At 70.6% G+C, this 24,675-nt stretch carries 23 protein-coding genes; 10 read left to right on the forward strand and 13 right to left on the reverse strand.

Annotated features, from left to right (window positions below; all coding sequences use genetic code 11):
- A complete protein-coding gene (locus tag ACYVO7_RS08490; RefSeq protein WP_460449389.1) occupies positions 1 to 1,347 on the reverse strand; it encodes a TIGR03808 family TAT-translocated repetitive protein in 1,347 nt (448 codons plus the stop codon).
- 204 nt (positions 1,348 to 1,551) lie between these two features.
- On the opposite strand from ACYVO7_RS08490, the gene ACYVO7_RS08495 reads away from it, so the two are divergent.
- Both ACYVO7_RS08495 and ACYVO7_RS08500 read left to right on the forward strand, forming a co-directional pair.
- Complete coding sequence (locus ACYVO7_RS08495; RefSeq protein ID WP_460449390.1) at positions 1,552 to 2,814, forward strand: PQQ-dependent sugar dehydrogenase; 1,263 nt, start codon at positions 1,552 to 1,554, stop codon at positions 2,812 to 2,814.
- Positions 2,815 to 2,872: 58 nt separating this feature from the next.
- Complete coding sequence (locus ACYVO7_RS08500; protein ID WP_460449391.1) at positions 2,873 to 3,205, forward strand: c-type cytochrome; 333 nt, start codon at positions 2,873 to 2,875, stop codon at positions 3,203 to 3,205.
- A gap of 9 nt (positions 3,206 to 3,214) precedes the next feature.
- Here ACYVO7_RS08500 and meaB read toward each other — a convergent pair whose 3' ends face one another.
- Complete coding sequence (gene meaB, locus ACYVO7_RS08505; RefSeq protein WP_460449392.1) at positions 3,215 to 4,216, reverse strand: methylmalonyl Co-A mutase-associated GTPase MeaB; 1,002 nt, start codon at positions 4,214 to 4,216, stop codon at positions 3,215 to 3,217.
- A 199-nt stretch (positions 4,217 to 4,415) separates the two neighbouring features.
- Here meaB and ACYVO7_RS08510 point away from each other — a divergent pair, with 199 nt between their 5' ends.
- Positions 4,416 to 5,633 (forward strand): alpha/beta hydrolase, encoded by a 1,218-nt coding sequence (locus ACYVO7_RS08510; RefSeq protein ID WP_460449393.1) that lies wholly within the window; start codon positions 4,416 to 4,418, stop codon positions 5,631 to 5,633.
- A 221-nt stretch (positions 5,634 to 5,854) separates the two neighbouring features.
- The gene (locus ACYVO7_RS08515; protein ID WP_460449394.1) at positions 5,855 to 7,087 is read left to right on the forward strand and encodes an alpha/beta hydrolase; all 1,233 of its coding nucleotides are present in this window, start codon (positions 5,855 to 5,857) and stop codon (positions 7,085 to 7,087) included.
- A gap of 10 nt (positions 7,088 to 7,097) precedes the next feature.
- Here ACYVO7_RS08515 and ACYVO7_RS08520 read toward each other — a convergent pair whose 3' ends face one another.
- The 7 genes from ACYVO7_RS08520 to ACYVO7_RS08550 form a co-directional block, all read right to left on the reverse strand.
- A complete protein-coding gene (locus ACYVO7_RS08520; RefSeq protein WP_460449395.1) occupies positions 7,098 to 7,883 on the reverse strand; it encodes a DUF3750 domain-containing protein in 786 nt (261 codons plus the stop codon).
- Between the two features lie 52 nt (positions 7,884 to 7,935).
- Positions 7,936 to 8,358, reverse strand: a complete 423-nt coding sequence (locus ACYVO7_RS08525; RefSeq protein WP_460449396.1) for a type II toxin-antitoxin system VapC family toxin — start codon at positions 8,356 to 8,358, stop codon at positions 7,936 to 7,938.
- Positions 8,355 to 8,648, reverse strand: a complete 294-nt coding sequence (locus tag ACYVO7_RS08530) for a FitA-like ribbon-helix-helix domain-containing protein (protein ID WP_460449397.1) — start codon at positions 8,646 to 8,648, stop codon at positions 8,355 to 8,357. The genes ACYVO7_RS08525 and ACYVO7_RS08530 overlap by 4 nt, the downstream gene beginning before the upstream one ends.
- 112 nt (positions 8,649 to 8,760) lie before the next feature.
- Positions 8,761 to 10,926: a methylmalonyl-CoA mutase gene (gene scpA / locus ACYVO7_RS08535; RefSeq protein WP_460449398.1), complete on the reverse strand. Its 2,166-nt coding sequence runs from the start codon at positions 10,924 to 10,926 to the stop codon at positions 8,761 to 8,763.
- 142 nt (positions 10,927 to 11,068) lie between these two features.
- Positions 11,069 to 11,419: a hypothetical protein gene (locus ACYVO7_RS08540; protein ID WP_460449399.1), complete on the reverse strand. Its 351-nt coding sequence runs from the start codon at positions 11,417 to 11,419 to the stop codon at positions 11,069 to 11,071.
- Between the two features lie 92 nt (positions 11,420 to 11,511).
- Entirely contained in the window at positions 11,512 to 13,374 is a 1,863-nt protein-coding gene (locus ACYVO7_RS08545) for a methylmalonyl-CoA mutase family protein (RefSeq protein ID WP_460449400.1), read from the reverse strand.
- Between the two features lie 109 nt (positions 13,375 to 13,483).
- Complete coding sequence (locus ACYVO7_RS08550) at positions 13,484 to 13,873, reverse strand: DUF2267 domain-containing protein (protein WP_460449401.1); 390 nt, start codon at positions 13,871 to 13,873, stop codon at positions 13,484 to 13,486.
- A 192-nt stretch (positions 13,874 to 14,065) separates the two neighbouring features.
- Here ACYVO7_RS08550 and ACYVO7_RS08555 point away from each other — a divergent pair, with 192 nt between their 5' ends.
- Complete coding sequence (locus ACYVO7_RS08555) at positions 14,066 to 15,616, forward strand: helicase HerA-like domain-containing protein (protein WP_460449402.1); 1,551 nt, start codon at positions 14,066 to 14,068, stop codon at positions 15,614 to 15,616.
- Between the two features lie 36 nt (positions 15,617 to 15,652).
- Here the strand turns inward: ACYVO7_RS08555 and ACYVO7_RS08560 are convergent, their stop codons facing one another.
- Positions 15,653 to 16,681, reverse strand: coding sequence for a GSU2403 family nucleotidyltransferase fold protein (locus ACYVO7_RS08560; RefSeq protein ID WP_460449403.1), 1,029 nt, complete (start codon positions 16,679 to 16,681; stop codon positions 15,653 to 15,655).
- A 122-nt stretch (positions 16,682 to 16,803) separates the two neighbouring features.
- Here ACYVO7_RS08560 and ACYVO7_RS08565 point away from each other — a divergent pair, with 122 nt between their 5' ends.
- Both ACYVO7_RS08565 and ACYVO7_RS08570 read left to right on the forward strand, forming a co-directional pair.
- Positions 16,804 to 18,189 (forward strand): dipeptidase, encoded by a 1,386-nt coding sequence (locus ACYVO7_RS08565; RefSeq protein WP_460449404.1) that lies wholly within the window; start codon positions 16,804 to 16,806, stop codon positions 18,187 to 18,189.
- A gap of 149 nt (positions 18,190 to 18,338) precedes the next feature.
- Complete coding sequence (locus ACYVO7_RS08570) at positions 18,339 to 19,175, forward strand: hypothetical protein (RefSeq protein WP_460449405.1); 837 nt, start codon at positions 18,339 to 18,341, stop codon at positions 19,173 to 19,175.
- Between the two features lie 76 nt (positions 19,176 to 19,251).
- Here the strand turns inward: ACYVO7_RS08570 and ACYVO7_RS08575 are convergent, their stop codons facing one another.
- Entirely contained in the window at positions 19,252 to 19,638 is a 387-nt protein-coding gene (locus tag ACYVO7_RS08575) for a response regulator (protein ID WP_460449406.1), read from the reverse strand.
- Positions 19,639 to 19,827: 189 nt separating this feature from the next.
- Between ACYVO7_RS08575 and ACYVO7_RS08580 the strand changes: the two genes are divergently transcribed.
- Both ACYVO7_RS08580 and ACYVO7_RS08585 read left to right on the forward strand, forming a co-directional pair.
- The gene (locus ACYVO7_RS08580) at positions 19,828 to 20,718 is read left to right on the forward strand and encodes a branched-chain amino acid aminotransferase (protein ID WP_460449407.1); all 891 of its coding nucleotides are present in this window, start codon (positions 19,828 to 19,830) and stop codon (positions 20,716 to 20,718) included.
- 44 nt (positions 20,719 to 20,762) lie between these two features.
- Positions 20,763 to 21,140, forward strand: a complete 378-nt coding sequence (locus ACYVO7_RS08585; RefSeq protein ID WP_460449408.1) for a hypothetical protein — start codon at positions 20,763 to 20,765, stop codon at positions 21,138 to 21,140.
- On the opposite strand, the gene murJ is transcribed toward ACYVO7_RS08585, so the two are convergent.
- Both murJ and ACYVO7_RS08595 read right to left on the reverse strand, forming a co-directional pair.
- Entirely contained in the window at positions 21,106 to 22,632 is a 1,527-nt protein-coding gene (murJ, locus tag ACYVO7_RS08590; RefSeq protein ID WP_460449409.1) for a murein biosynthesis integral membrane protein MurJ, read from the reverse strand. The two genes, ACYVO7_RS08585 and murJ, sit on opposite strands and share 35 nt — an antisense overlap.
- Before the next feature lie 18 nt (positions 22,633 to 22,650).
- Positions 22,651 to 23,649: a glycosyltransferase family 2 protein gene (locus ACYVO7_RS08595; protein ID WP_460449410.1), complete on the reverse strand. Its 999-nt coding sequence runs from the start codon at positions 23,647 to 23,649 to the stop codon at positions 22,651 to 22,653.
- Between the two features lie 115 nt (positions 23,650 to 23,764).
- On the opposite strand from ACYVO7_RS08595, the gene ACYVO7_RS08600 reads away from it, so the two are divergent.
- Positions 23,765 to 24,637 (forward strand): ChbG/HpnK family deacetylase, encoded by an 873-nt coding sequence (locus ACYVO7_RS08600; RefSeq protein WP_460449411.1) that lies wholly within the window; start codon positions 23,765 to 23,767, stop codon positions 24,635 to 24,637.
- The last annotated feature ends 38 nt before the right edge of the window (positions 24,638 to 24,675 follow it).

Consider the following 24,675-nt stretch of genomic DNA (forward strand, 5'->3'; position numbering starts at 1 on the left):
TCAGCTTGCGGCGTTGGCCTCGATGCGGATCCCGGGCGGAAGCTTCTGGCCGGGCTTCGTCAGGTCGCCCGTGACGGCGCGGTCGTGGTCGAAACCGACCACCGCGCCGTCACGCGTCTCCGACAGCACGTTGCCGCCCACCAGCGCCGGCCCGGCCCCCTCCGCGACGCTGACCGCGATCCCGACCGGGCTGCGCCGGATGCTGTTGCCGGTGACGGCGACGTTGCGCAGGAACTTGCCCCAGCCGATCCGGATGGCGATGCGGTCGACGTCCTCGATGACGTTGCCCGCGATCGCGGCGTCGCCCTCCGCATGGATCGCGATTCCGCCGCCGGCCTCGGCCCCGTAGGGCAGGGGACGCCGCCGGATCCGGCGCAGCACGTTGCCCGTGCAGGCGGCCCCGCGCCCGCCCTGGTCGAGATTGGTGAGCGAGATCCCCGTGGAGGCGTCCTCCACGACGTTCTGCGCCACCACCGCGCCCGCGAAGCCGAACTCCTGGTAGAGGGCCGTCTCGCCGAGGCCGACGCAGGAGTTGCCGATCATCTGCACCCCGGCCCCGCCATTGTTGCGCACCGCCGAGAGGGCGCAGTCGCGCACGACGTTGCCGCGGACGATGACGTTCGACGCGCGGTAGAGCCCGATGGCGTTGCCGTTCTGGCCGGTCCCGCCGGCGTCGGTGCGGATGCGCGAGATCCGGTTGCCGTCGACCAGCGTGGCGTCGTCGCCCAGCTGCGATCGCCACACCAGGACGCCGTTGTTGCCGCAGCCCTCGACGACGTTGTCGCGGATCAGCATGCGCTGGCCGTCCATGGAGAACAGCCCGGCGTCGGCGGCCCCGGCGATGCGGCAGCGCTCCACCCGGCCGCCGCAGCGGTTCAGCTTCGCGCCCGTGGAGGGGCTGGCCAGGATCTCGCAGTCCAGGAGGGACAGCGACGCGACGTCGTCGAGGTCGATCAGGGGCGGGGCCTGGGAGCGGCCGCCGGCGCCCTCCAGCGTGAGCCCGGCGAGGGACAGGCGGCGGATCCCCCGTGCGGTCAGGATGGCGCCCGGCTGGTCGGAGACGAGCCGGACGAGGCCGGCTCCGCCCACCAGCGCGGCGCCCTCCGGCAGCTGGGCGGGGCCGACGCGGTAGCGCCCCGGCGCCAGGAACAGCGGCAGGCCGCGGCGCGCCGCCTCGCCGGCGAGGCGGGCCAGCGCCGGGCCGGCGCCCGGCGTCTCGGGCTTCAGCCCCATCGAGCTCGCGTCCAGCGCGGCCTGCGCGAAGGCGCCCGACGGGAGGCCTGCGGCGACCGGGAGGGCGATGACGCAGGGCGCCGCTCCCACGAAGCGTCGGCGGGTCATCGACATGGGCTGGGCCTCGGCGGACAGGCGAACGGCCCCACCGTGAGCCGAGTCGGCGTCCCGGTCGAGCCTCGGAGCCGCCCGTCGGCTGGCGCAATCCGCCCCTGCAGCTCAAGCGGGGCTTCTACGTCCACGGGTTGCTACCAAAGTCTAGGCCGATGAGGCATGCTGAGGAGCGCGCCCACAGAGGCGCACAAGGGAGGCGAACAGATGCCAAGACTGCATGCGTTAGCATTGTCGGCGGCCGTTGCGCTGCTGACCACCACGGCCTTTGCCCAGAACGCCCCGGGAAATCTCGAGAAGCTCGGCGCCTTCAAGACCACCGGCGCGACCCCGGAGATCCCGCTCGTCAACCAGCACGGCCCCAAGGCCGACGCCATCAAGAAGCATCTCACCAAGATCAAGATGCCGCCGGGCTTCAAGATCTCGCTCTACGCGCTGGTCCCCGACGCGCGCCACATCGCGGTCGGACCCCAGGGCGTCGTCACCTTCGTGGGCACCCGCAAGAACAAGATCTACGCGGTGACGGATCGCGGCAAGGCGGGCGTCGCCGAGGAAGTGAAGCCGTTCGCCTCCACGATCGACCTCGTGCTCCCCAACGGGCCGTGCTTCTCCAAGGACGGCTTCCTCTACGTGGTCGAGCAGAACCGCATCCTGATGTTCCCGGCGGCGGAGTTCTTCTATGAGAGCCCCGACGTCGTGGCCGTGCCGGTGGTGGCGCAGGGCGACCTCATCCCCAAGGACGAGGAGAGCTACAACCACACCGCCCGCGTCTGCCGCGTCGGTCCCGACGACAAGCTCTATGTGGCGCTCGGCCAGCCCTTCAACGTGCCGGCGCCCGAGAAGCTCGAGAACTACCGCAAGCTCGGCATCGGCGGCATCGTGCGCTTCGACCGCGAGGGCAAGAACCGCGAGGTCTTCGCCACCGGCATCCGCAACTCGGTCGGCATGGACTTCAACCCCAAGGACAAGACCCTCTGGTTCACCGACAACCAGGTGGACGGCATGGGCGACAAGATCCCGCCGGGCGAGCTGAACCGCGCCCCGACGGCCGGCCTCAATTTCGGCTTCCCCTGGTATGGCGGCGGCAAGATCCGCACCGTGGAGTACAAGGACGAGACCCCGCCCAAGGACGTCGTGTTCCCGCAGGTCGAGATGGACGCGCATGCGGCCGATCTCGGCATGACCTTCTATTCGGGCCGGATGTTCCCGAAGAAGTACCAGGGCGCCATCTTCTCCGCCCAGCACGGCTCCTGGAACCGCACCGACCCGATCGGCGCGCGCGTGATGGTGACGACGCTGAAGGAGGACGGCACGGCCGACAAGACCGAGGTCTTCGCCGAAGGCTGGCTGACGCCCGACGCGGAGTATCTCGGACGTCCGGTGGACGTCGCGGTCCTCAAGGACGGGTCGCTGCTGGTGTCCGACGATTTCGCCGGAGCCCTGTATCGGATCACGTACGAGGGGCGTTGATCGCCTGACGACAGCCGCGCCCGGCCTTTCGGGCGCGGCCTTCCCGCCGGAGAACGCGATGCTCATCCCCCGTTTCGTCCGCCTGGCCGCCCTCGCGGCGGCCCTGGCCGTTGCGTCCCAAGCCCAGGCGGCGGACGTGAAGGCGGGGCGCCAGAAGGCGCTGCAATGCCAGACCTGCCATGGCCTCGACGGCATGTCGAAGATCCCCGAGGCGCCGCATCTGGCGGGCCAAATCGAGGACTACCTCGTCAAGGCGCTGAAGGACTACAAGTCAGGCGCCCGCAAGAACGAGATGATGTCGGTGGTCGCCCCGAACCTGTCGGACGCCGACATGGCCGATCTCGCGGCCTACTACTCCGCCATCCAGATCGAGGTGGTGAAGCGGCCCTGAGGCCCGGCCTCAGCGCTCCAGGCCCATGAGGCCGAGGATCTCCTCGGCCGCCACCGTGGCGGAGAGCTCGCCTTCCGCGACGCGGGCCTCCAGGCCGGGCAGGCGGGCCTTCACCTGCGGGTCCTGCCGCAGCCGGGCGAAGACCCGGTCCTCCACCATGGCCCACATCCACTTGACCTGCTGGGCGCGGCGGCGGGCCGCGAACTCGCCCGAGGCCGTGACGCGGGCGCGGTGGTCGAGGATCTTCGCCCAGAGGTCGTCCAGCCCCAGATTGTCGAGACCCGAGATCGTCACCACGGGCGGCGACCAGGTGGGAGAGGCGGGCGCCAGGATGTGCAGCGCGGCCTTGTATTCGGCGGCGGCCGCCTTGGCGCGCGACGCGCCGTCGCGCTCCGCCTTGTTGACCGCGATCATGTCGGCGATCTCCAGGACGCCCTTCTTGATGCCCTGGAGTTCGTCGCCTGCGCCCGGCAGCATCAGGACGAGGAAGAAGTCGGTCATGTCGGCGACCGTGGTCTCCGACTGGCCGATGCCGACCGTCTCGACCAGCACGACGTCGAAGCCCGCCGCTTCGCACAGCAGCATGGTCTCCCGCGTCTTCATCGCCACCCCGCCCAGCGCGCCGGAGGACGGGGACGGGCGGATGAAGGCGTTGGGGTCGACCGCGAGCCGCGCCATGCGGGTCTTGTCGCCCAGGATCGAGCCGCCGGTTCGGCTCGAGGACGGATCGACGGCCAGAACCGCGACGCGGCGCCCCTGGGCGGTGAGGTTGGACCCGAGCGTGTCGATGGTCGTGGACTTGCCGACGCCCGGCACGCCCGTGATCCCGACCCGGACGGCCTTGCCGGTGCGCGGCAGCAGCGCCTGCACCAGCGCCCGCGCGGCGGCCTGGTGGTCGGCGCGGCGGGACTCGATGAGCGTGATGCCGCGCGCCAGCGCGGCGCGCTCGCCGGCGGCGATCCGCGCGGCGAGGTCGTCAAGATCGGGGGGGCTGGCGGCGGGCGTCGTCACGCCGCAGCCTTACGCCGTGAGCGCGGCCTGTTCAACATCGCCCCGCAGCGATCCCCTGCGCGGCGCCTGTCCGGGAACGGCGTGAATGCTCGCATGACGCGCAGGGAGGGCATGGCGCATTGCAACCCCGGCCCGCGCATTGTAGCTCTAGGCTGCGGTCCAGGTCCGATGCGGCTGGGCGGCCGCTCGGGGGCGGGCAGTGGGACAGATCGGCGTCTGGTGGACATCGGCGAGGGCCGGGGCGATCGCCCTGGCGGCGGGCCTGGCGCTGTCGGCCTGCGCGGGCGGTCCGCCGAAGGGCGTGCTGGAGCCGGTGGGCGGCATCCCGGCCGACGCCTCGGCGGTCGCCATCCATGTGGCCACGACCCGGGCCAGGGCGGCCGACCTTCCGATCGAGATGTTCACGGGCGAGCGCGGCCGGCGCACCGATCACGCCAGGCTGGTGATCTCCATCCCGCCCGGACACAAGCCCGGGGAGGTCGAATGGCCGCGCCGGGCCCAGGGCGACCCGAAGCGGTTCTTCGTGACCGCGGCGCGAGAGTTCCAGACCGACGACGCCTTCGTGCAGAGCGTCCGCGCCGCCGTGGCGAGCCGCAAGCCGGCCGATCGCTCCATCCTGGTGTTCGTCCACGGCTACAACACGACCTTCGAGGAGTCGGTCTACCGCTTCGCCCAGATCGTGCACGATTCCGGCTTCAAGGGCGTGCCGGTGCTGTTCACCTGGCCCTCCAGGGGGCAGCTGCTGCAATACCCGTATGACCGCGAGAGCGCGGTCTACTCCCGCGACGACCTCGAAGCGACCCTGCGCGAGCTGGCGAGCAGGACCGGGGCGCAGAAGATCGATCTGCTCGCCCACAGCATGGGCAACTTCCTCGCCATGGAGACCATGCGGCAGGCCACGATCCGCGGCGACGGACGCTTCGGCGGCAAGCTCGGGCAGGTCATGCTGGCCGCGCCCGACATCGACGTCGACGTGTTTCGCCGCCAGCTGCTCACCATCGCGCCGCTGAAGCTGCCGATCACGGTGTTCGTCAGCAGCGACGACAGGGCGCTGGGCATCTCCAAGCTGGTCTGGGGCGGCACGGCCCGGGCCGGCGCGACGGTGGTGAGCGATCCGGAGGTGCTGGAGCGGCTCAAGGAGGCCAACATCACCGTCTACGACATCTCGGCCGTGAAATCCGAAGACAGCCTGAAGCACGCCAAATTCGCCGATTCGCCGCAGGTCGTGCAGCTGATCGGCAAGCGCCTCGCCAGCGACAACGGCATCGGCTCCCGGGGGCCGAGCCTCGGCGAAGGCATCGTGGCGCTCGGATCGACCCTGGGCGCGACGGTGGGCACGACGGTCGGAACGGCGGTCTCGCTGCCCGGCGCGGTGCTCGGCGGCGCGGCCGAGGCGGCCGGCGCCGCCTTGGAATGACGACGGCCGGTGTTGCGCCGGCGCCGCAGCGCTCCCTTTCGGCTTGGCCCGCCTGGCCGGCCCATCCTCCGGTCCCATTCTGGACACCTTCCGCTGCGACACGCGGCAGGCGCCGCCGAAGCCCGCGCTTAACCTCCTCTTAGGCCGGGGAGGGCGATGTGGGACGGACGGCGCGGGCGGTCGCGAACCCGCCCGGGGCGCCTTCGGAGGGGTTGGACACCGTGCCACGCACGACATTGAACGCTTTTGAGGCGCGCAGCCGCGCCGCGAAGGCCGCGACGGCCCTGATGCTCGTCCTGGCGCTGGCCGGATGCAGCACGAGCTCCGCCTCGATCACCGGCGTGTCCGCCCTCCTGGGCTCGTCCCAGGCGGAGCAGGGCCGCACCGTGCGGATCTTCGTCGCCTCGACGCGCAAACCCGCCAGCGGCGAAGCCGTCCGGGGACCCCGTTTCAACCTCACGGCCGTCAGCGTGCCGCCCGGCCACGAGCCCGGCGTGATCGAGCGCCCGAGCTTCACCTCCGAGAGCGCCAGCCGGCATTTCACGGTGGCCAGCGAGCGCAAGCTCGATTCCGAGGCGTTTCAGCAGGCGGTCGCCACCCAGCTCTCCGGCCGCGTCGGCGTGAGCCGCGACGTGCTGGTCTTCGTGCACGGCTTCAACACCGGCTATGACGAGGCGCGGTTCCGGCTGGCCCAGATCGTCGCCGACTCGGGCTTCACCGGCGTGCCCGTGCTGTTCACCTGGCCGTCCCGCAACCAGATCCTCGCCTATGGCTCGGACAAGGAGAGCGCCACCGCCTCGCGCGACCATCTGGAGAAGCTGATCGAAGATCTCGGCGCGGCGCCCGGAGTCGGGCGCGTCCATGTGCTGGCGCATTCGATGGGGACGTGGCTGGCGATGGAGTCGCTGCGCCAGGCGGCCATCGGCGGCAAGGCCCAGCTGGGCGGGCACCTCGGCGAGGTCATGCTGGCCGCGCCGGACATCGACCTGGAGGTCTTCCGCGGGCAGATGAGCCGCGTCGGGCAGGTCGCCCGCGTGTCGGTGTTCGCGGCGGCCGACGACCGGGCGCTGTCGATGTCGAGCACGCTCGCCGGCGACCGCACCCGCCTGGGCGCGCTGAACCTGAGCGACAAGTCGCATCTCGCCGAACTCGACGGCCTGAACGTGCGGGTCTACGACCTCACCAAGGCCAAGAGCACGGACATGTTCCGGCACGGCACCTTCGCGGAAGCGCCCAGCGTGGTGCAGTCCATCGGCGCCCAGCTCGCCGATGTCCGCATCGAGGACAAGGCCGCCGTGGAGCAGCAGCAGGCGCAATCCTATGTGGACCCGCAGGCCATGACGGCGACGCCCTATGCGGGCGACGGGATCGCGCCGGCCCGGCCCGCCGCCGTCAGCACGGCGCCGCTGGGCGCTCCCGGCGCCGCTCCGACGCCGTCGACCGCGATCCGGTGAAGGGCCGGGCTCAGCCGTGCGAGGGCGAGGCCGAAGCCGAACCGATCACGGGCTCGAAGGGCCAGCCGATCCGGCCGAAGCCCGGCAGCTTGATGGCGGGGCGGCGCAGGTCGATCCCGGCGACGAGCCCCAGGACGTTCACCTCGACGCCCTCGATCCAGCCGACGCTGGCTCCGAGCAGGCCGCCCAGCGCGACCTGCACGCCGGTGCGGCTGGGCGTGAACCCGAACACGGAGCCGTCGGCGCGGTAGTCCTTGCCGAGCGCGGTCGGAGGCAGCGCGATGCCGGCCTCCGGGATGGCGGAGAGCACGAAGGTGACGAAGGTGTTGGAGTTCGGCCCCGGCCAGGCGCGGTAGCCTCCCGCCTTCGAGAACGGGTAGCGCCGCACCGCCTCCCGGACCTTGGGGATGAGCGCCTCCGCCTCGGCCCCCTCGATGGCGGCGATCCGCTCCGGATCCTGTCCGAACCACCGCCCGTCGGGCGCCCAATTGTCCGTCCGGACGGGCGTCCCCCAGCCGACCACGTCGTAGCGAGTATAGCGGGCGCCGCCGCGGTCCTTGATCACCACCCAGGTGTGATGGGCGAAGATGCCCCGCCACCAGCCGACCCGTCCGGCGTAGACGTGCAGCAGCGCTTCCGGCTTGGAGGAAGCGGGCGGCAGCAGGCCCGCGCTGGACCAGCTGGCGGACGACCAGTCGCGCGGGCGGTCCTGCGCCGCCCACCAGGCGGCATGCAGGCCAAGCGGCGCGACGAAGACCAGAAAGAAGAAAAGGAGCACGCGTTTGATCCCAGCCATGGCGCCCTCATTCAGCGCCCCAGCATGGCGGAACAAAGACGGATCGGCTGGATCAGGGCTCCCCGCCGACGAACCGGATGTGACCTCCGGTCGCAGCGACGCGGCGCACGGCCGAGTAGAACCGCCGGTCGCTGGTGACGAGCTGCGCGTCGGTGGCCATGGCGAGCGCGAGATAGATGCAGGAGTAGATCGGCTCGCTCAGGATCTGGGCCAGCCGGTAGGCCTCCTTCAGGTGCGGGTCCGAGGGCAAGGTCTCGATCGCGAGCTGGCCGAGGCGCCGCTCCATGGCCGACAGGACCATCGTGGAGATGTCGCCGGCCGCGGCGAAGCTCCGGAGGACGCCCCGCACCTCGGCGGGCAGGATGTCGGGGGCGCGGACATTCTCGCTCTCCAGCAGAGCGAGGCTGGCCGGCGTGTGCTCGGAGGTCAGGAACCAGTTCAGCGCCACGCTGGCGTCAACGATCGGCCGCGTCATATGTCCAGCACCGCGACTTCGAACGCGTCGCCGATCAGCCGGTCCCGCTCCATCCTGTGGCCGCGCAGCACCTCGTTGACGCTGCGTTTGACCGTCGGCATCTTGCTGTAGCGATACTGGTCCAGTTGCGCCCGCGCCCAGGTCCGTTGGGGACCGAGCCGCGCGTCCGAGAAGAGCCGGACGAGAGCCCGGCGCGCTTCGTCCTCGATGGTGGCGTCGCTCTGCGAGGCGCTGCGCGCCAGCGCCACGAGCACGTCCTGAGGCAAGTTTTGAATGGTGATGGTCGCCATGCCGGCAGGATGAGCGGCAATATTTAAGATCAGGTAAGACGTGACGGGAAAGTATTACGACTCGATAGTTGTAGAATATCGTTCCTGAAGCTGGTGGTTGCAGGCGGCTCGTCTATTCCGCCGCCTGCTTGGGCTCGTAGCCCAGCCGCCGGTTCAGCTCGCGGATCAGGTCCTGCGCCGCGTCGGCGATCACGGTCCCGGGCGGGAAGATGGCCGACGCGCCGGCGGCGCGCAGCGCCTCGAAGTCCTGCGGCGGGATCACGCCGCCGACCACGATCATGATGTCCGGACGGCCGGCCTCGGCCAGCGCCGCCTTCAACTCGGGGACGAGCGTCAGGTGGCCGGCGGCGAGCGACGACACGCCCACGATGTGGACGTCGTTCTCGACCGCCTGGCGGGCGGCTTCGCCCGGGGTGGCGAAGAGCGGCCCGATGTCGACGTCGAAGCCCAGATCCGCGAAGGCCGAGGCGATGACCTTTTGCCCGCGGTCATGCCCGTCCTGGCCCATCTTGGCGACCAGGATGCGGGGGCGTCGGCCGTCCGCGTCCTCGAACCGCTCGACCATTTTCTGCACCCGGGCGACCGCGTCCGACATGGTCCCGACCTCACGCTTGTAGACGCCCGAGATCGAGCGGATCTCGGCGCGATGGCGCCCGAAGACGGTCTCCAGCGCCATCGAGATTTCGCCCACCGTCGCCTTGGCGCGCGCCGCGTCCACGGCGAGGGCCAGCAGGTTGCCGTCCTGGCGCGCGCCCTCGGCGAGCGCGGCGAGCGCCGCCTCGACGGCCCTGGGGTCGCGGTCGGCCTTGAGGCGGGCGAGCTTTTCGAGCTGCTGGGCCCGCACGGACGAGTTGTCGACCTTGAGCACGTCGATCGGCTTTTCGTCGGTCGGCCGGTGCTTGTTCACCCCGATCACGGACTGGCGACGGGAATCGATGCGGGCCTGCGTCTTGGCCGCGGCCTCCTCGATCCTGAGCTTGGGGATGCCGGCCTCGATGGCCTTGGCCATGCCGCCGAGCTGCTCCACCTCCTGGATGTGCTCCCAGGCTTTCTGCGCCAGCTCGGCCGTCAGCCGCTCCACATAGAAGGAGCCGCCCCACGGGTCGATGATCCGCGTCGTGCCGCTCTCCTGCTGCAGGAAGAGCTGCGTGTTGCGGGCGATGCGGGCCGAGAAGTCCGTCGGCAGCGCCAGCGCCTCGTCGAGCGCGTTGGTGTGCAGCGACTGGGTGTGCCCCTGCGTGGCCGCCATGGCCTCGATCTGGGTGCGGACGACGTTGTTGAACACGTCCTGCGCGGTCAGCGACCAGCCAGACGTCTGCGAATGCGTGCGCAGCGGCAGCGACTTGTCGCTCTTGGGGCCGAACGGCTTCACGAGCTCGGCCCACAGCAGCCGCGCGGCGCGCAGCTTGGCGACCTCCATGAAGAAGTTCATGCCGATCGCCCAGAAGAACGACAGGCGGGGCGCGAACTGGTCCACCGTGAGCCCGGCGCCGATGCCGGCGCGCAGATATTCGACGCCGTCCGCCAGCGTATAGGCGAGCTCCAGGTCCTGCGTCGCCCCGGCCTCCTGCATGTGGTAGCCGGAGATCGAGATGGAGTTGAACTTCGGCATCTTCTGCGACGTGAAGGCGAAGATGTCCGAGATGATCCGCATCGAGGGGGAGGGCGGGTAGATGTAGGTGTTGCGGACCATGAACTCCTTGAGGATGTCGTTCTGGATGGTGCCGCTCAGCTTCTCGGCCGGGACGCCCTGTTCCTCGGCCGCCACGATGAACAGCGCCAGCACGGGCAGCACCGCGCCGTTCATGGTCATCGACACGCTCATCTGGTCGAGCGGGATCCCTGAGAACAGCGTGCGCATGTCGTAGATGGAGTCGATCGCCACGCCCGCCATGCCGACGTCGCCGGCCACGCGCGGATGGTCGCTGTCATAGCCGCGGTGGGTGGCGAGGTCGAAGGCCACCGACAGGCCCTTCTGCCCGGCCGCGAGGTTGCGGCGGTAGAAGGCGTTGGAATCCTCCGCCGTGGAGAAGCCCGCGTATTGCCGGACCGTCCAGGGCTGGTTGACGTACATGGTCGGGTAGGGGCCGCGCAGATAGGGAGGCAGCCCCGGCAGCGTGTCCACGGCCGCCAGCCCGGCCCGGTCCGCCTCCGTGTAGACCGGCTTCACCGGGATCTCCTCCGGCGTCATCCAGGGGGCGGCCGCCTCTCCGCCCTGGCCGAGCGCGCCTGGACGGGGCGCGAAGGCGACGGTGGCGAAGTCGGGTATCCGGCTCATGGACGGGTCCTCGTCATGCATACTGCGGCGCCGCGCGCGGGCGGGCGCCGCTGTTCGAGGGCGGAAATTACCATGCCGGGAGAGCCCCGTCGAACCGCCGACGCCCCGCAATAAGTCGGACGGGCCGGCCGCGCGCCGGGGCTCAGCGCTTGTCGGCGGTCCATGCGCCGGAGCATTTGCGGGTGGGCGACGTCCATCGGCCTTCGCCGTAGCCTGGCGTGATCCGCCCATTCGCCCGCAGCGTGTCCTGGCCGTACTGGATGGTCGCGGTCACCCGCCCCGAGCCGTCGACGCCGCCGGTCGCCACCGCGCCGGTCTGGCCCGCGTAGAAGACCCTGCCGCCCTCCACGTTCACCGGGAAGCGGTAGACCTTGTCGCAAGCGCCGCGCTGCGTGGTCAGCAGGACCGAGTAGGACCCGTCGTAATTGGCCGCCTGCCCGGCCGTCGCCGCCGCCGACAGGACCAGGGCGGCCAGCAGCATGGATTTCGTCATCGCCTCACCTCCGCGTTCGCCGATGAAAGACGAACGAGGGGCGCGGTGGTTCCCGCCGGCCGGAGCGCGACCGGCTCGGCGCGACGCGGCTCTCAGACGGCCTCCTGAGCCTCGCGCAGGGCCTTGAGCACGTCCATGCCGGCGAAGACGTAACCGCCCACGCCCGCGTCGGTCAGCGCGGCCTCCAGCTCGCCAGGGCGGCCGGCCAGATAGACGCGGCGCGCCCCGGCGCCGGCCAAAGCCCGGGCGGCGTCGGCCGCTTCGCGGGCGTAGACCTCGTCCGACGAGCAGATGCAGGCCAGCGGCGCCCCGCTGGCCCGGAACGCCGCCGCGAGCGCGCCGATGTCGGTGGCGCCGGCCGCGGCGAAGCCGTCATTGCCGAGCGCGACCACGCCCCCGGCTTCGAACAGGTTCTTGGCGAACTGGGCGCGCGCCGTGAAGGCCGAGACCGGCCCCAGATTGGCCAGGAACACCGTCGGGTTGCGGCCCGCCGCGCGCGCCGCCTCGGCGTCGTCCCGAAGCCGCTCGAAGGGCTCCGACAGCCGGAAGGCGGGCAGGGGAGCGACCCCGGAGAAAGGCCGCGAGGGCGCGCCCTCCGGCGCCCGCGCCAGCACCGCGACGGGCTTCTCATGAGCGTCCGGGAATTCGCTCACGCCCGTGAGGGCGTCCTTGCGGCGCGCCACGGCCGTCTCGCGCTCTTTTCGCGTGGCGGCGACCCTGGCCTGGAAGGACCCGGCTTCCAGCGCGGCCGGAAGGCCGCCGCCGCGCTCGATGTCCTGGAAGAGATCCCAGGCGGCGGAGGCGAGAGCCGCGGTGAGGGCCTCGAGCCCGCCGGCGCCGGCGGCCGGGTCGGCCACCTTGGCGAGGTTCGCCTCTTCCAGCAGCACGAGTTGCGTGTTGCGCGACAGCCGCCGCGCGAAGGCGTCTGGCAGGCCGATGGCCTGGGTGAAGGGCAGCGCCGCGACGCTGTCGGCCCCGCCCACGCCGGCGGCGAACACCGCCACCGTCTCGCGCAGCAGGTTCACCCACGGATCGCGGCGGGTCATCATGCGCCAGGCCGTCTCGGCGTGGATGTGGATCGGCTCGGGCGCGAGCCCGCAGGCCTCCTCCACCCGCGCCCACAGGAGCCGGAGCGCCCGCAGCTTGGCGATGCCGAGGAACTGGTCCGCGTCCACGGCGAGCCGGAACCCGATCAGCCGCCGCGCGGCGTCCAGGTCCATCCCGCCCGCTTCCAGCGCGCGCAGGGAGGCGACCGCGCCGGCCGTCGCATAGGCGAGTTCCTGGGCCTCCGAGCCGCCCGCCGCATGCACTACGCGGGCGTCGGCCGCGGCGACCGGACCCCGAAAGCCGCGCGCCGCGATCGAGGACGCCAGGGCGGCGAAGAGCTTGGCGAGGTCCGGCCAGGGCAGGGGCAGGCCGCCCAGCGTCGCCATCTGGCCCAAGGGATCGTAGCCGAAGGAGACCCGCACGGAGGCGGGGTCGGTCTTGTCGCGTTCGACGCGGGCGGCGAGGGCCTCTGCGGCGTCCTTGCACGCGAAGGACAGGTCGACCTCGACCTGGATGCCGGCTTCCAGCACGACACCCTGCAGGGCGCGCTCGACGGTGGCGGCGGACCCGTCCGGGAGCCCGAAGCCATAGGCGCCGTGCGAGCCGGCGAAGACGAGCTGAAGGCCGGTCGCGCCGTTCTCGAGGTCTTCGAGCGCCTGGGCGTTCGCCCGCGCGGGATCGGGGTCGTCGACCCGCTGCAGCACGCTCCAGCCCGTCCCGGGGGCGCGGCCGGCGATGGGGGCCGCGCCCTCGGCCTTGGGATAGAGCGGCTCGATGTTCAGCCCGTCATAGGTGCGCGACACCAAGGTCCGCTCGAAATCCTTCCCCTTCAGGACCGTGTCGACCAGGGCGCGCCACTGGTCGCGCGTGGGCAGGGGGAAGGACGATGCGAAGGGGGCTTGGGTCATCCGAGGCTCTCGCTGTCCGGCCGAAAATCCGGCCGGACCATGCCATGAGCGCGCCCGCCGGCGCCACCCTCCGTTCGACGGACCCGGCCGGCCGGGCCGCGCGCCAGGCTCAGACGAACTGGCCGAGACCCGGCACCGCGCCGACGATCGCGCCCATCGTGTCCTCGCCGGCCGTCTCGCGGCCATAGGCGAAGAGCTCCTTGCCGAGCGTCTGCATCTGGTCCATCGACAGGCCGGCCGAGGTGAGCTGGCCGGCCAGCGCCATCAGGCCGCCGCCGCCCATCATGCCGCCGATGGCGCCCAGGATGCCGCCGCCGCTTCCGCCGCCGGCCTGCTCGGCCGCCAGCGTCTCCGCCCCGGGCATCGCCTGGAACATGCGGCCGACATCCTCGGCCGGCGCCTCCTTCTGCAGGAAGGACAGGATGATGCCGATGGCCTTGCGGGCGAGCTCGGGGTCCATGCCCGAGGCGGCGCTGATGCGCGAGATGAGGTCTTCCATGGTGGCTCCGTCCTGGCGGCCCCGCGCCGCTCCTGGCGCATCTTTGGAAGCCGCGCCGGGGAAAGACAAGCGCGTCGCCGACGAATTGATTTTTGTCGGCGGGCCGCAGCGTGTGGCATGGAGCGCGCGGCGCAGGTATATCTGGGCGCGACGAGCGATGCGCGGAGCCTCCGCGCCACGGACGGGCGGGTTATGGCCGAAGACGCGATCATCATTGGGCAGAGCGAAAAGCCGGAGCAGCTGCTGCTGCGGCTCGCCAACAGGCACGGCCTGGTCACCGGCGCGACCGGGACCGGAAAGACCGTCACCTTGCAAGTCCTGGCCGAGGGCTTCTCCAACGCCGGGGTGCCGGTGTTCGCCGCCGACGTGAAGGGCGACCTCTCCGGGCTGGCCATGATGGGCGACGCCAGGGAGGCCTTCGTCAAGCGCGCCAAGGACATGGGCTTCGACTACCAGGCCGACGAGTTCCCGGCGACCTTCTGGGACCTGTTCGGGCAGCAGGGCCATCCCGTGCGGGCGACCGTTCTGGAGATGGGCCCGCTCCTGATGTCGCGCATGCTGGAGCTGAACGACACCCAGGAGGGCGTGCTCAACATCGCGTTCCGGATCGCCGACGAGCAGCATCTGCCGCTCATCGACATCAAGGACCTGCGGCTCCTTCTCAACGAGATGACCAAGGACGACGGGCTGAAGCCCGTCGCGATCCAGTATGGGAACGTCGCCGACGCCACCGTCGGCTCCATCCTGCGTCAGCTGCTGGTGCTGGAGAACCAGGGCGCGACGACCTTCTTTGGCGAGCCGGCGCTGCAGATCACCGATTTCATGCGCACCGACCGCGACGGCCGGGGCGTGGTCAACATCCTGGCCGCCGACAAGCTGATGGCCAATCCGCGCCTCTACGCGACCTTCCTGCTCTGGATGCTGTCCGAACTGTTCGAGCAGCTGCCCGAAGTGGGCGACGTGGACAAGCCCAAGCTCGTGTTCTTCTTCGACGAGGCGCATCTGCTGTTCAACAACGCCCCCAAGGCGCTGCTGGAGGCGGTGGAGCAGGTGGTGCGTCTGATCCGCTCCAAGGGCGTGGGCATCTATTTCGTCACGCAGAACCCGCTCGACGTGCCCGACACCGTGCTGGCCCAGCTCGGCAACCGCGTCCAGCACGCGCTGCGCGCCTTCACGCCCCGCGACCAGCGCGCCGTGAAGGCGGCGGCCACCACCTTCCGCCAGAACCCCAAGCTGAAGACCGAGGAGGTCATCACCCAGCTCGGCGTCGGCGAGGCCCTGGTGTCCATGCTCGAGGGCAAGGGCATCCCCGAAATGGTCTCCCGGACGCTGATCCGGCCGCCGGCCGGCCGCGTTGGCCCCGTCACCGCGCAGGAGCGCCAGACGATCGTGGCCGCCAGCCCGCTCAAGGGCAAATACGAGACGGCCGTGGACGGCGAGTCGGCCTACGAGATCCTGACCCAGCGGCGCGGGCTGCAGAAGCCGGCGCCGGCGCCCGGCCAGGCTCCGCAGCAGGTCCCGGCCGGCCAAGCGCCGCAGCAGGCCTCCGCTTCGGGCGGCCTTGGCGGGATCCTGGGCGGCATTCTCGGCGGCATGGGCGGCGGCTCCGGAGGAGGAGGCCGCGCCCGCATGACGGTGACGGAACGCGTCATCACCAACATGGCCTCGTCGGCCGCCCGCACGGTAGGCACGCAAGTCGGCCGCGCCATCCTGCGCGGCGTGCTGGGGAGCTTGATGAAGTAGGCCGGAAGCGTCCTCTTCAAGGGCTGGCTTGCATCGCTAGCTCTGCCATTCCTCCGCGCCGATCGCCCGCAGCGAGGTGGCGATCGGCTCGGCCCAGCCCCGCTTGCCGCGCTTGCGGGCGTCCGCCAGCGCGTCGCCGAGCGCATCGGGGTCATGCTCGCGCAGCGCCGCGATCAGGGCGCTTGATTGCGTCAGGTCCTTGATGCGCTTCTGAGGGTTGCGCTCGGGCTTCTGCGCCACGATCAGCTTGTGGACGGCGTAGCGCGCGGGCTGGGGAACGCGGACGCGAACGCCCGCGCCATGCAGCGCCACCGCCGCCATGGGATGCGCGATGAGCCAGTCGAGTTGCTGCAGGGGCAGCCCTCCCGCCCGCAGCGGCTTGATGGGAACCGGCGTCGGGTCGCTCCGCCGCAGGCGCGGCACGAGCACCTCGACCATCAGCCCGTTGGAGGCCTGGAATCGCGCGGGCGGCGCAGCCTTGCTCAGGTGGGGAGCGCCGCGGAACGTGGGATCGGCGCGCTGCAGCAGCGTCTCCAGCGAGGGCCTTTCCGCCTCGACGGCCGCTTCGGGATCGGCGCCGTCGCGCGACGACGGATCGGCCGCAAGCGCCAGCGTCCCTGTCGCGAGGTCCGCGTCCTGGGTCGCCATGGCGTGCAGCGGCAACGTCCGCCCCACGAGCGCGCCCATGCACTGGTAGGCGACCGTGCCGACGAGCACGGCGCCGTTGTCGAAAAGTCCGTTGCGCGCGAGCACTTCGAGGACGCGTCCGACCGCCGTGGTGGGGCCGGGTAGACCGAAGGATTTCAGCAGGCGCACCAGCGCGCGGCGCTGGCTCGCCCGTTCCCCGGCCTCGGCGGATGCGCGCAGGCGGTCCAACGTCTCCGGCGCGTCCTTCGGCCCCAGATAATGCTTGATGCGGGCGACCCCTTGCCGTTCCGACAGATAGGTGTAGGGACGTCCGTGCACCTCGTGATCGTAGGGCGATCCCACGGGCGCGTCGCGCACGGTGAGGCTCTGCTCCAGATCGGCGTAGAGCGTCTGGATGTTGAGGGGCAGTTTGGCCATGGTCCGTTATGGACACAAGTCGCCTGTTATGTCCATAAATCCTGGGTTGCGGGAGGTTGCTTCCTTGCCACCCGCGTTCGCCCTGATAGGCTCGCCGCCTTCTGAAACGCGAGTGTGTTCCCATGTCCCAACTTGACGCCGTTCTCGCCAAAATCGACGCTGATCTCGATGCGTCGCTGGAGCGGCTGTTCGCCTTCTTGCGCATTCCCTCGATTTCCACCGACTCGGCCTATGCGGCGGAGTGCAAGCGCGCGGCCGAGTGGCTGGCCGCGGACGTGAAGTCGCTGGGTTTCGAGGATGCGGGCCTGCGCCCCACCGGCGGCCACCCCGTCGTGCTCGGCCACGCGCCGAAGCCCGGCAAGCCGCATGTGATGTTCTACGGCCATTACGACGTCCAGCCGGTCGATCCGCTGAACCTGTGGGAGACGCCGCCCTTCGAGCCGCGGCTCGCCACGCTGCCGGACGGCCGCAAGGTCATCATGGCGCGCGGTGCCTGCGACGACAAAGGCCAGGTGATGACGTTCCTGGAGGCGTGCCGGGCCTGGAAGGCCGTGACGGGATCGCTGCCGCTCGGGATCACCCTCCTGGTGGAGGGCGCCGAGGAGGACGGCTCCAAGCACCTGCCGGAATTCGTGGAGGCCAATAAGGCCGAACTGAAGGCGGATGTCGTGCTGGTCTGCGACACCGGCATGTGGGACCAGGACACGCCCATGATCACGACGGCGCTGCGCGGCATGGTCTATGAGGAGATCATCGTGCGCTGCGCCGACCGGGATCTCCATTCCGGCCTGTTCGGAGGCGGCGCGCAGAACCCGATCCGGGTCCTGGCGCGGATCATCGCCGACCTGCACGACGCCGACGGGCGCATCACGCTCGAAGGCTTCTACGACGGCGTCCCCGAGACCCCGAGCCAGGTGCTGGAGCAGTGGCGCGGCCTGGGCCTCACCGAGGAGAGCTTCCTGAAGCCCGTCGGCCTGTCCATCCCGGCGGGCGAGAAAGGCCGCATGCTGATCGAGCAGGTGCAGTCGCGCCCCACCTGCGACGTCAACGGGATCATCGGCGGCTATACGGGCGAGGGCGCCAAGACGGTCATCGCCGGGCAGGCGTCGGCCAAGATCTCGTTCCGGCTCGTTGGCGACCAGGACCCGGCCAAGATCACGGCCGCCTTCGAGCGCCATGTGCGCGCCAGAATCCCGGCGGACTGCTCGGTCGAGTTCATCAAGCACAAGGGCTCGCGCGCCATCCAGCTGCCCTACGACATGCCGCAGCTTACGGCGGCCCGCAACGCCCTGCAGGAGGAGTGGGGCAAGGCCCCGATCACGCTGGGCAGCGGCGGCTCAATCCCGATCGTGGGCGACTTCAAGCGCTCTCTCGGCGTCGACAGCCTGCTGGTCGGCTTCGGCCTCGACGACGACCGGGTGCATTCGCCCAACGAGAAATACGACGTGAAGAGCTTCCACAAGGGCGCGCGCTCCTGGGCGCGCATCCTCGCCGCCCTGGCGGAGTGAGGCGATCCCGGCGGCGCCGGACGAGGGGCTTCGGCCCGCCTCGTCCGATAACGGGCAAGCCGTCCATTAACGCTTAAGCAAACGCCCGCGGGCTATGTTTCCCGCGGGACCCGGAGCGTCCGATGCCGGGGCGTGTATGAGTAGGCGTTATGGCGGCGACCCAGGTTCACATCATCGATCCCTGCGGCGGCGGACTGGTTCTCGTGACCTGCGAGGACGGTTCGCGCGTGCTGTTCGGGTCCAGCGCCCAACTGGTGAGCCAGCAGGACGTCCTGCAGCGCCTGTTCGAGGTGCTCGAGGACGGGGCCATCGACTACTACGCGCATAACGGGGTCGAGGCCGACAACAAGCTGGACCTCGCCGCGATCGACGAGTTCTTCCCCATCAAGACCTGCGTGGAGTTCGTCGGCGCGGGCGTCAGCTACCCGCCGAGCTACGTGGCGTTCCGCGGCGACAGGCCGGTGGAGATGCTGGAGGCCGACGACGTGCTCGGCTTCGGGGCGACCAATGTCCGCCTGTTCGGCGCGGCCAAGCCCCGGCCGATGGACGGGGGCGAGTGGCGCCCGCTGGCCCTGCACGTGGCGCATGAAGGGCCGGCCGGCTCCAAGGCCGTGCTGGCCTTGGGAGCGACGGGCGGCCTCGACTGGATCGCCATCGCGCAGGCGGTCGGCGAGGACCTCAAGGCCGATTGCGTCGTGGTCGACGGCAACCGTCCGCTGGACATCGTGATCACCACGGGCGAGCGGGTGGATGTGAGCATCGACCATCTGCGCCGGATCGGGCCCTCGATGATCGTGATGGGCGCCGAGAGCCACTCCAAGAGCCCGCTGCGCAAGACGGCCATGGACCTTTATTCGTGCTTCACCCGCGAGAATGGCGGGCAGAGCGTGATCGACCTGAAGAAGGACGGCTGGCTGACGCTCCAGCTGGATGGCGACGGCGTTCGCACCCAAGTGGAGCCCCGCGCCATCGGGCAGGCGGCCTGAGCGGAATTCAGCGCCGAGAACGCAAAACGCCGGCGTCGTCGCCGGCGTTCGTCGTTGCAGCGAAGCCCAAAGGCGCTCAGGCCGCCTTCAGCACGGTCTTCACCCGCAACTGCAGCGCGTTCGGATCCACCGGCTTCAGGATGAAGGCGTCCACGCCCAGCATCTTGGCCTGCCGGACGGTGTCCGACGACGTCTCGCTGGTCGCCATGATGACAGGGGTGCCGCGCAGCACCGGGTGGGAGCGGATGGCCTTGAGCAGGCCCAGGCCCGAGACGCCGCCCATGTGCATGTCGGTGATGATGAGGTCGTAGCGGACTGTGGTGAGCTTCTTGATGGCCTCCTCCCCGCTTTCCGCCCCGTCGATGGTCTCGAAGCCCATCTGCAGCAAGGCGAAACGAAGAAGGCCTCTCATGCTCTTCTGGTCATCCACGACCAGGACCTTCCTGGACTTCAGATCCGACATCATGCGCTCCCGCGGCGCGAACGCCGGCTCCCGGCGCTCCCCGTTCGCCCACCATCACACGCGGGAGTAAACAGATGCCTTAGCCAGGGTGCATGAGCCCATCGATCATTCGCAGTGGCGTAGGCGATCATGGAATTTCATGGCTCGCCGCCCAGGACCGCGTTGACGCGGCGCATGCTGGGCGCTTCGATGCACGCCACTGTTCTGGAGGTGTTCACGATGGCCGAGTGGTCGCAGACCTGGACCTGGTTCGAAGGGCGATGGCATGAGGGCAACCCGCCCATCATGGGGCCGCGCACTCACGCCTTCTGGCTTGGCTCCTCGGTGTTCGACGGCGCGCGCGCCTTCGAGGGCGTGACGCCCGACCTCGACCAGCACCTCGCCCGGGTGAACCGCTCGGCCGAGGCCCTCAACCTGAAAGCCACCATGTCGGTGGGGGCGATGACGGAACTCGTCCGCGAGGGCGTGGCCAAGTTCGGCCCGTCGGCCGAGCTCTATATCCGGCCGATGTACTGGCCCGAGGACGGCAGCCACAGCGCCGTCGCGCCCGACGCGGACACGACCCAGTTCTGCCTGTGCATCTACGAGGCGCCGATGCCCAAGGGGGCAGGATCGGCCATCACCCTGTCGCCGTTCCGCCGGCCCACCATCGAGACGATGCCGGTGAACGCCAAGGCCGGCTGCCTCTACCCCAACAACGCCCGCGCTCTGCTGGAGGCGCGCAAGCGGGGCTTCGACAACTGCCTCCTCTGCGACATGCTGGGCAACGTCGCCGAGCTCGCCACCGCGAACGTCTTCATGGGCAAGGACGGCGTGCTGCTGACGCCCGCCCCGAACGGCACGTTCCTCAACGGCGTGACGCGCCAGCGCGTCCTTCAGCTCGCCCGCAAGGCCGGCATGACGGTCGTCGAGGGCTCCCTGACCTACAAGGACTTCGTCGGCGCCGACGAGATCTTCTCGGTGGGCAATTACGGCAAGGTGCAGCCCGTGAGCCGCATCGACGACCGCGACCTCCAGCCGGGCCCTCTCTACCGCAAGGCGCGCGAGCTCTACTGGGAGTTCGCCCACGCCGGCCGCTAGGACGCGAGCGGGCCGACAGGGCGCGAATCCGCTAGGCTGCGCCCATGACGTCTCGCACGCTTGCGTCCCTGCCCCGAACCGCAGCCGCGCTCGCCGCCCTCCTGGCGGCCGGGCCGGCGGCGGCCGACCGGCCGATCCGCTACAGTCCCGAACGCGGCGGATCCTGCACCGTGATGATCCCCTATTACGGACCGCGCGCGCTGTGGATCGGCAGGCTCGCCGCCGAGCGTCCGCTCGACGTCTCGTCCGACCGGATCTTCGCCGACGCCCGAACGGCGGAATCCTGTTTCTTCACCGAGGCCGAGTGCCGGACCTGGCTCGCGCGCCTCATGATCGACTGGCGGCCCAGGCCGGGCTTCGCCCTCTGCGAGCCGGCGGGCGGCGCCGTCATGCGCGGCGGAACGGGACCCGTAAAACCTTGAACATGGCCAGCAGCACGGCTGCGTAGACCGCGGCTCCGGCCGCCCCCAGCGCCAGCAGCTGGGCTTCGTTCCGCAGCATCGGCAAGGAGGCCGTCAGCGACTGGACCGGCTGCCGGCCGATGAGGGCGACCGCGGCGAGGGCCAGCGCGGCCGCGCCCACGGCCGCGAAGGTGCGCGCCAGCGCGGAATCCGGCGCCAGCAGGTCGCGCCGCATCGCCAGCGTGACGAGCAGCCCGACATTGATCCAGGCCCCGACGGCGGTGGCGAGCGCCAGCCCGGCGGCGCCCATCGGCTTGTAGAGCACGAGCTTCAGCAGCACGTTGACGGCGATGCCGGAGAATGACGCGATGAGGGGCGTCGCCGTGTCCTTGCGGGCGTAGAAGGTCGCCACCGCCGACCGGATCAGCACGACCGCGGGCAGCCCAACCCCATAGGCGGCGAGGGCCGCGGCCGCCTCGTCGGCCGCCGTCATCGTGAAGGCGCCCCGCATGAAGACGGCCCGGATCACCAGGTCCGGGATCGCCAGGAAGGCGACCAGGAATGGGGCCGAGAGCGCGATGGTGAACGCCACCGCCCGGTTCTGCGCCGCCATGGCCCCGGCGGCGTCGCCAGCCGCGAGGCGCTTGCTCATGGTCGGGAGCAGGACCGTGCCGGCCGCGATGCCGATCACGCCCACGGGGAGCTGGTAGAGCCGGTCCGCGTAGTTGAGCGCCGAGACCGCGCCGGTCGGCAGCAGCGAGGCGATCACCGTGTCGGCGAACATGGCGATCTGCACCCCCGCCGAGCCCACGATGGCGGGGCCGAGCGTGCGGAAGAAGGTCCGCAGATCCTTGTCGAGAAAGGGTTTGCGGAAAGCCGGCATGCAGCCCGCCCGGGCCGCGTCGGCGACGACGAGGCCCAGCTGCAGCAGGCCCGAGACGGCCACCCCCCAGGCGGCCGCATAGGCCGCGTTCGGGAACCAGAACGCGACAAGCAGCGCCGCGATGACGCTCAGATTGAGGAGGATGGGCGCGCCGGCCGCCGCCGCGAAGCGTCCATTGGCGTTCAGCACCGCCGAGACGAGCGTCACGATGGTGATGAACAGCAGATACGGGAAGGTGATCCGCGTCAGCGCCACGGTGAGCTGGAACTTCTCGGGATCGTCGGCGAAGCCGGGGGCGAGCACCGCCACGACCTGCGGCATGAAGGCCAGCGCCGCCAGGGTGAAGGCCGCCAGGGTCAGGGTGAGCAGCGTCAGGATCCGGCCGGCCAGGCTGCGCGCCGCATCGACGCCGCGGCTTTCCAGCGCGCCCGAATAACTCGGCACGAAGGCGGAGTTGAACGCGCCCTCGCCGAAGATGGTGCGGAAATGGTTCGGCAGCCTCTGCGCCACGAAAAAGGCGTCCGAGGCCAGGCCCGCGCCCATGACGGCCGCGATGATCATGTCCCGGAGCGCGCCGGTGACGCGCGACAGCAGCGTGAAGCCGCCGACCGACAGAATGCTCTTGTACATGCTCAACCGGTCATCGGGTCAGGCCCTGCGCCGGTCGACGCCGACCGGGCGCGTGGGCGTCGCCATGGCCTGGGGTTCCTCGAAGCCGACCTGGTCGCCGACGATGTAGAGGGGGCGGCGCTTCACCTCCGCGAAGATGCGGCCGATATATTCGCCGATCACGCCCAGCGAGATGAGCTGCACGCCGGCCAGAAAGGTGACGGACACGATCAGCGACGCGTAGCCGGGCACGTCCACACCGCTCATCATGGTCTGGACGAGGATCCAGATCGCGGTGATCAGCGAGAAGGCCGACACGCAGGCGCCCACATATGTCCAGAGCTTCAAGGGCAGGGTGGAGAAGGACGTGATGCCGTCGAAGGCGAAGCGGAACAGCTTGCGGGCGTTGAACTTGCTGACGCCGTGCACCCGCTCCGCCACCTCGAAGGGCACGCCGATCGACGGGAACCCGATCCAGGCGTAGAGGCCCTTGGAGAAGCGCGCGCGCTCGCCCATCTGGCGCAGCGCGTCCACCGCCCGGCGGTCGAGAAGCCGGAAGTCGCCGGCGCCCTCCGGCAGGGGCGTCTCGCCGAAGGCGTCGAACAGCCGGTAGAACAGGCGCGTGAACCACCGCCGCACGGGCCCGTCCGCCCGACGGTCGGTGCGCTGGCCGTACACCATGGCGTAGCCCTCGCGCCATTTCTGCACGAAGGTCGCGATCATCTCGGGCGGATGCTGCAGGTCGGCGTCCATGATGACGGTCGCCTGGCCTCGCGCATGGTCCAGCCCCGCCGCGATGGCGATCTCCTTGCCGAAATTGCGGCTGAAGGCGACGGCGCGCAGGCGCGGGTCGGCGGCGTTGAGGCTGCGGATGCGCGCGAGCGTGTCGTCGCGCGAGCCGTCGTCGATGAAGACCATCTCCCAGGACGCGGTGACGCCGTCCAGGACGGGGCGCAGGCGCGCGACCAGCGCGTCCACATTGGCGGCCTCGTTGTACACGGGGACCACGATGGAGAGCTCGGGGGCGGCGTCGGTCACGTGCGTTGTCTCTGGTCGGCGCGGGCGGTGCGCCGCATGTGCTATGTCTGCGAAAAGAGCCGACATTGCGCCGGCGCGCAAGCCGCGCGCCCCGGCGAGGACCAGCCCGGACCCGATGCCCTCCTACCGACAGTCCGACCGCCCCGCCGCGTTCGCCCTCGTGGCCGACGATTACGCCCTCACCGAGGGCGTGAGCCGGTCCATTCTCGACCTGATCGAGCGCGGCCGCCTCACCGGAACCGGGGCGATGACCAACCGCCCGGCCTGGAAGGCCCTGGCCGGCGAGCTGCGCGGCCATGATGGACGCATCGACGCCGGGCTGCACGTGAATTTGACGCTGGGCCAGCCCCTCGGCGCGATGCCGAAGCTGTGCGGCGGCGGCGCGCTGCCGTCCCTGTCGACGCTGGCCGCGAGGGCGTTCTCCGGCCGTCTCGACAAGGCCGAGCTGCAAGCCGAGATCCTGCGCCAGGTCGACGCCTTCGCGGACGCGTTCGGGCGCCTGCCGGACTATGTGGACGGCCATCAGCACGTTCACGTGCTGCCGGTGATTCGGGCCGCCCTGTTCGGCGCCGTCGCGGCGCGGTGGCCCGGCGAGCCCCCCATCGTCCGCAACCCGTTCGACACGCCGGGCGCGATCCTCGCCCGCGGCGTCGCCGCGCCGAAGGCCTTGGCGATCGCCGCGCTGGCGCTCGGCTTCGGCCGCCAGCTGGACGCGCGGGGCATCGCCTCCAATCGAGGGTTCTCGGGCGTGAGCCCGTTCGATCCGGACCAGGGCTACGGCGCGCAGTTCGCGCGCTTCCTGGTCGCCCCCGGCCCGGCCCATCTGGTGATGTGCCACCCGGGCTTCCCCGACGCCGAACTCGCGGGGCTGGACCCGGTCACCCTGACCCGTCGAATCGAACATGATTTCCTCGCCGGCGACGAGTTCCTTCATGTGCTGCGCGAGGCGGATCTTAAGCTTGAGCGGTTGAGCGTTGTCGCCAGATGATGATGATGAGGATTTAACCCTGCTTTTACGCTGCGGCC

The sequence above is a fragment of the Alsobacter sp. SYSU BS001988 genome, assembly GCF_054796215.1.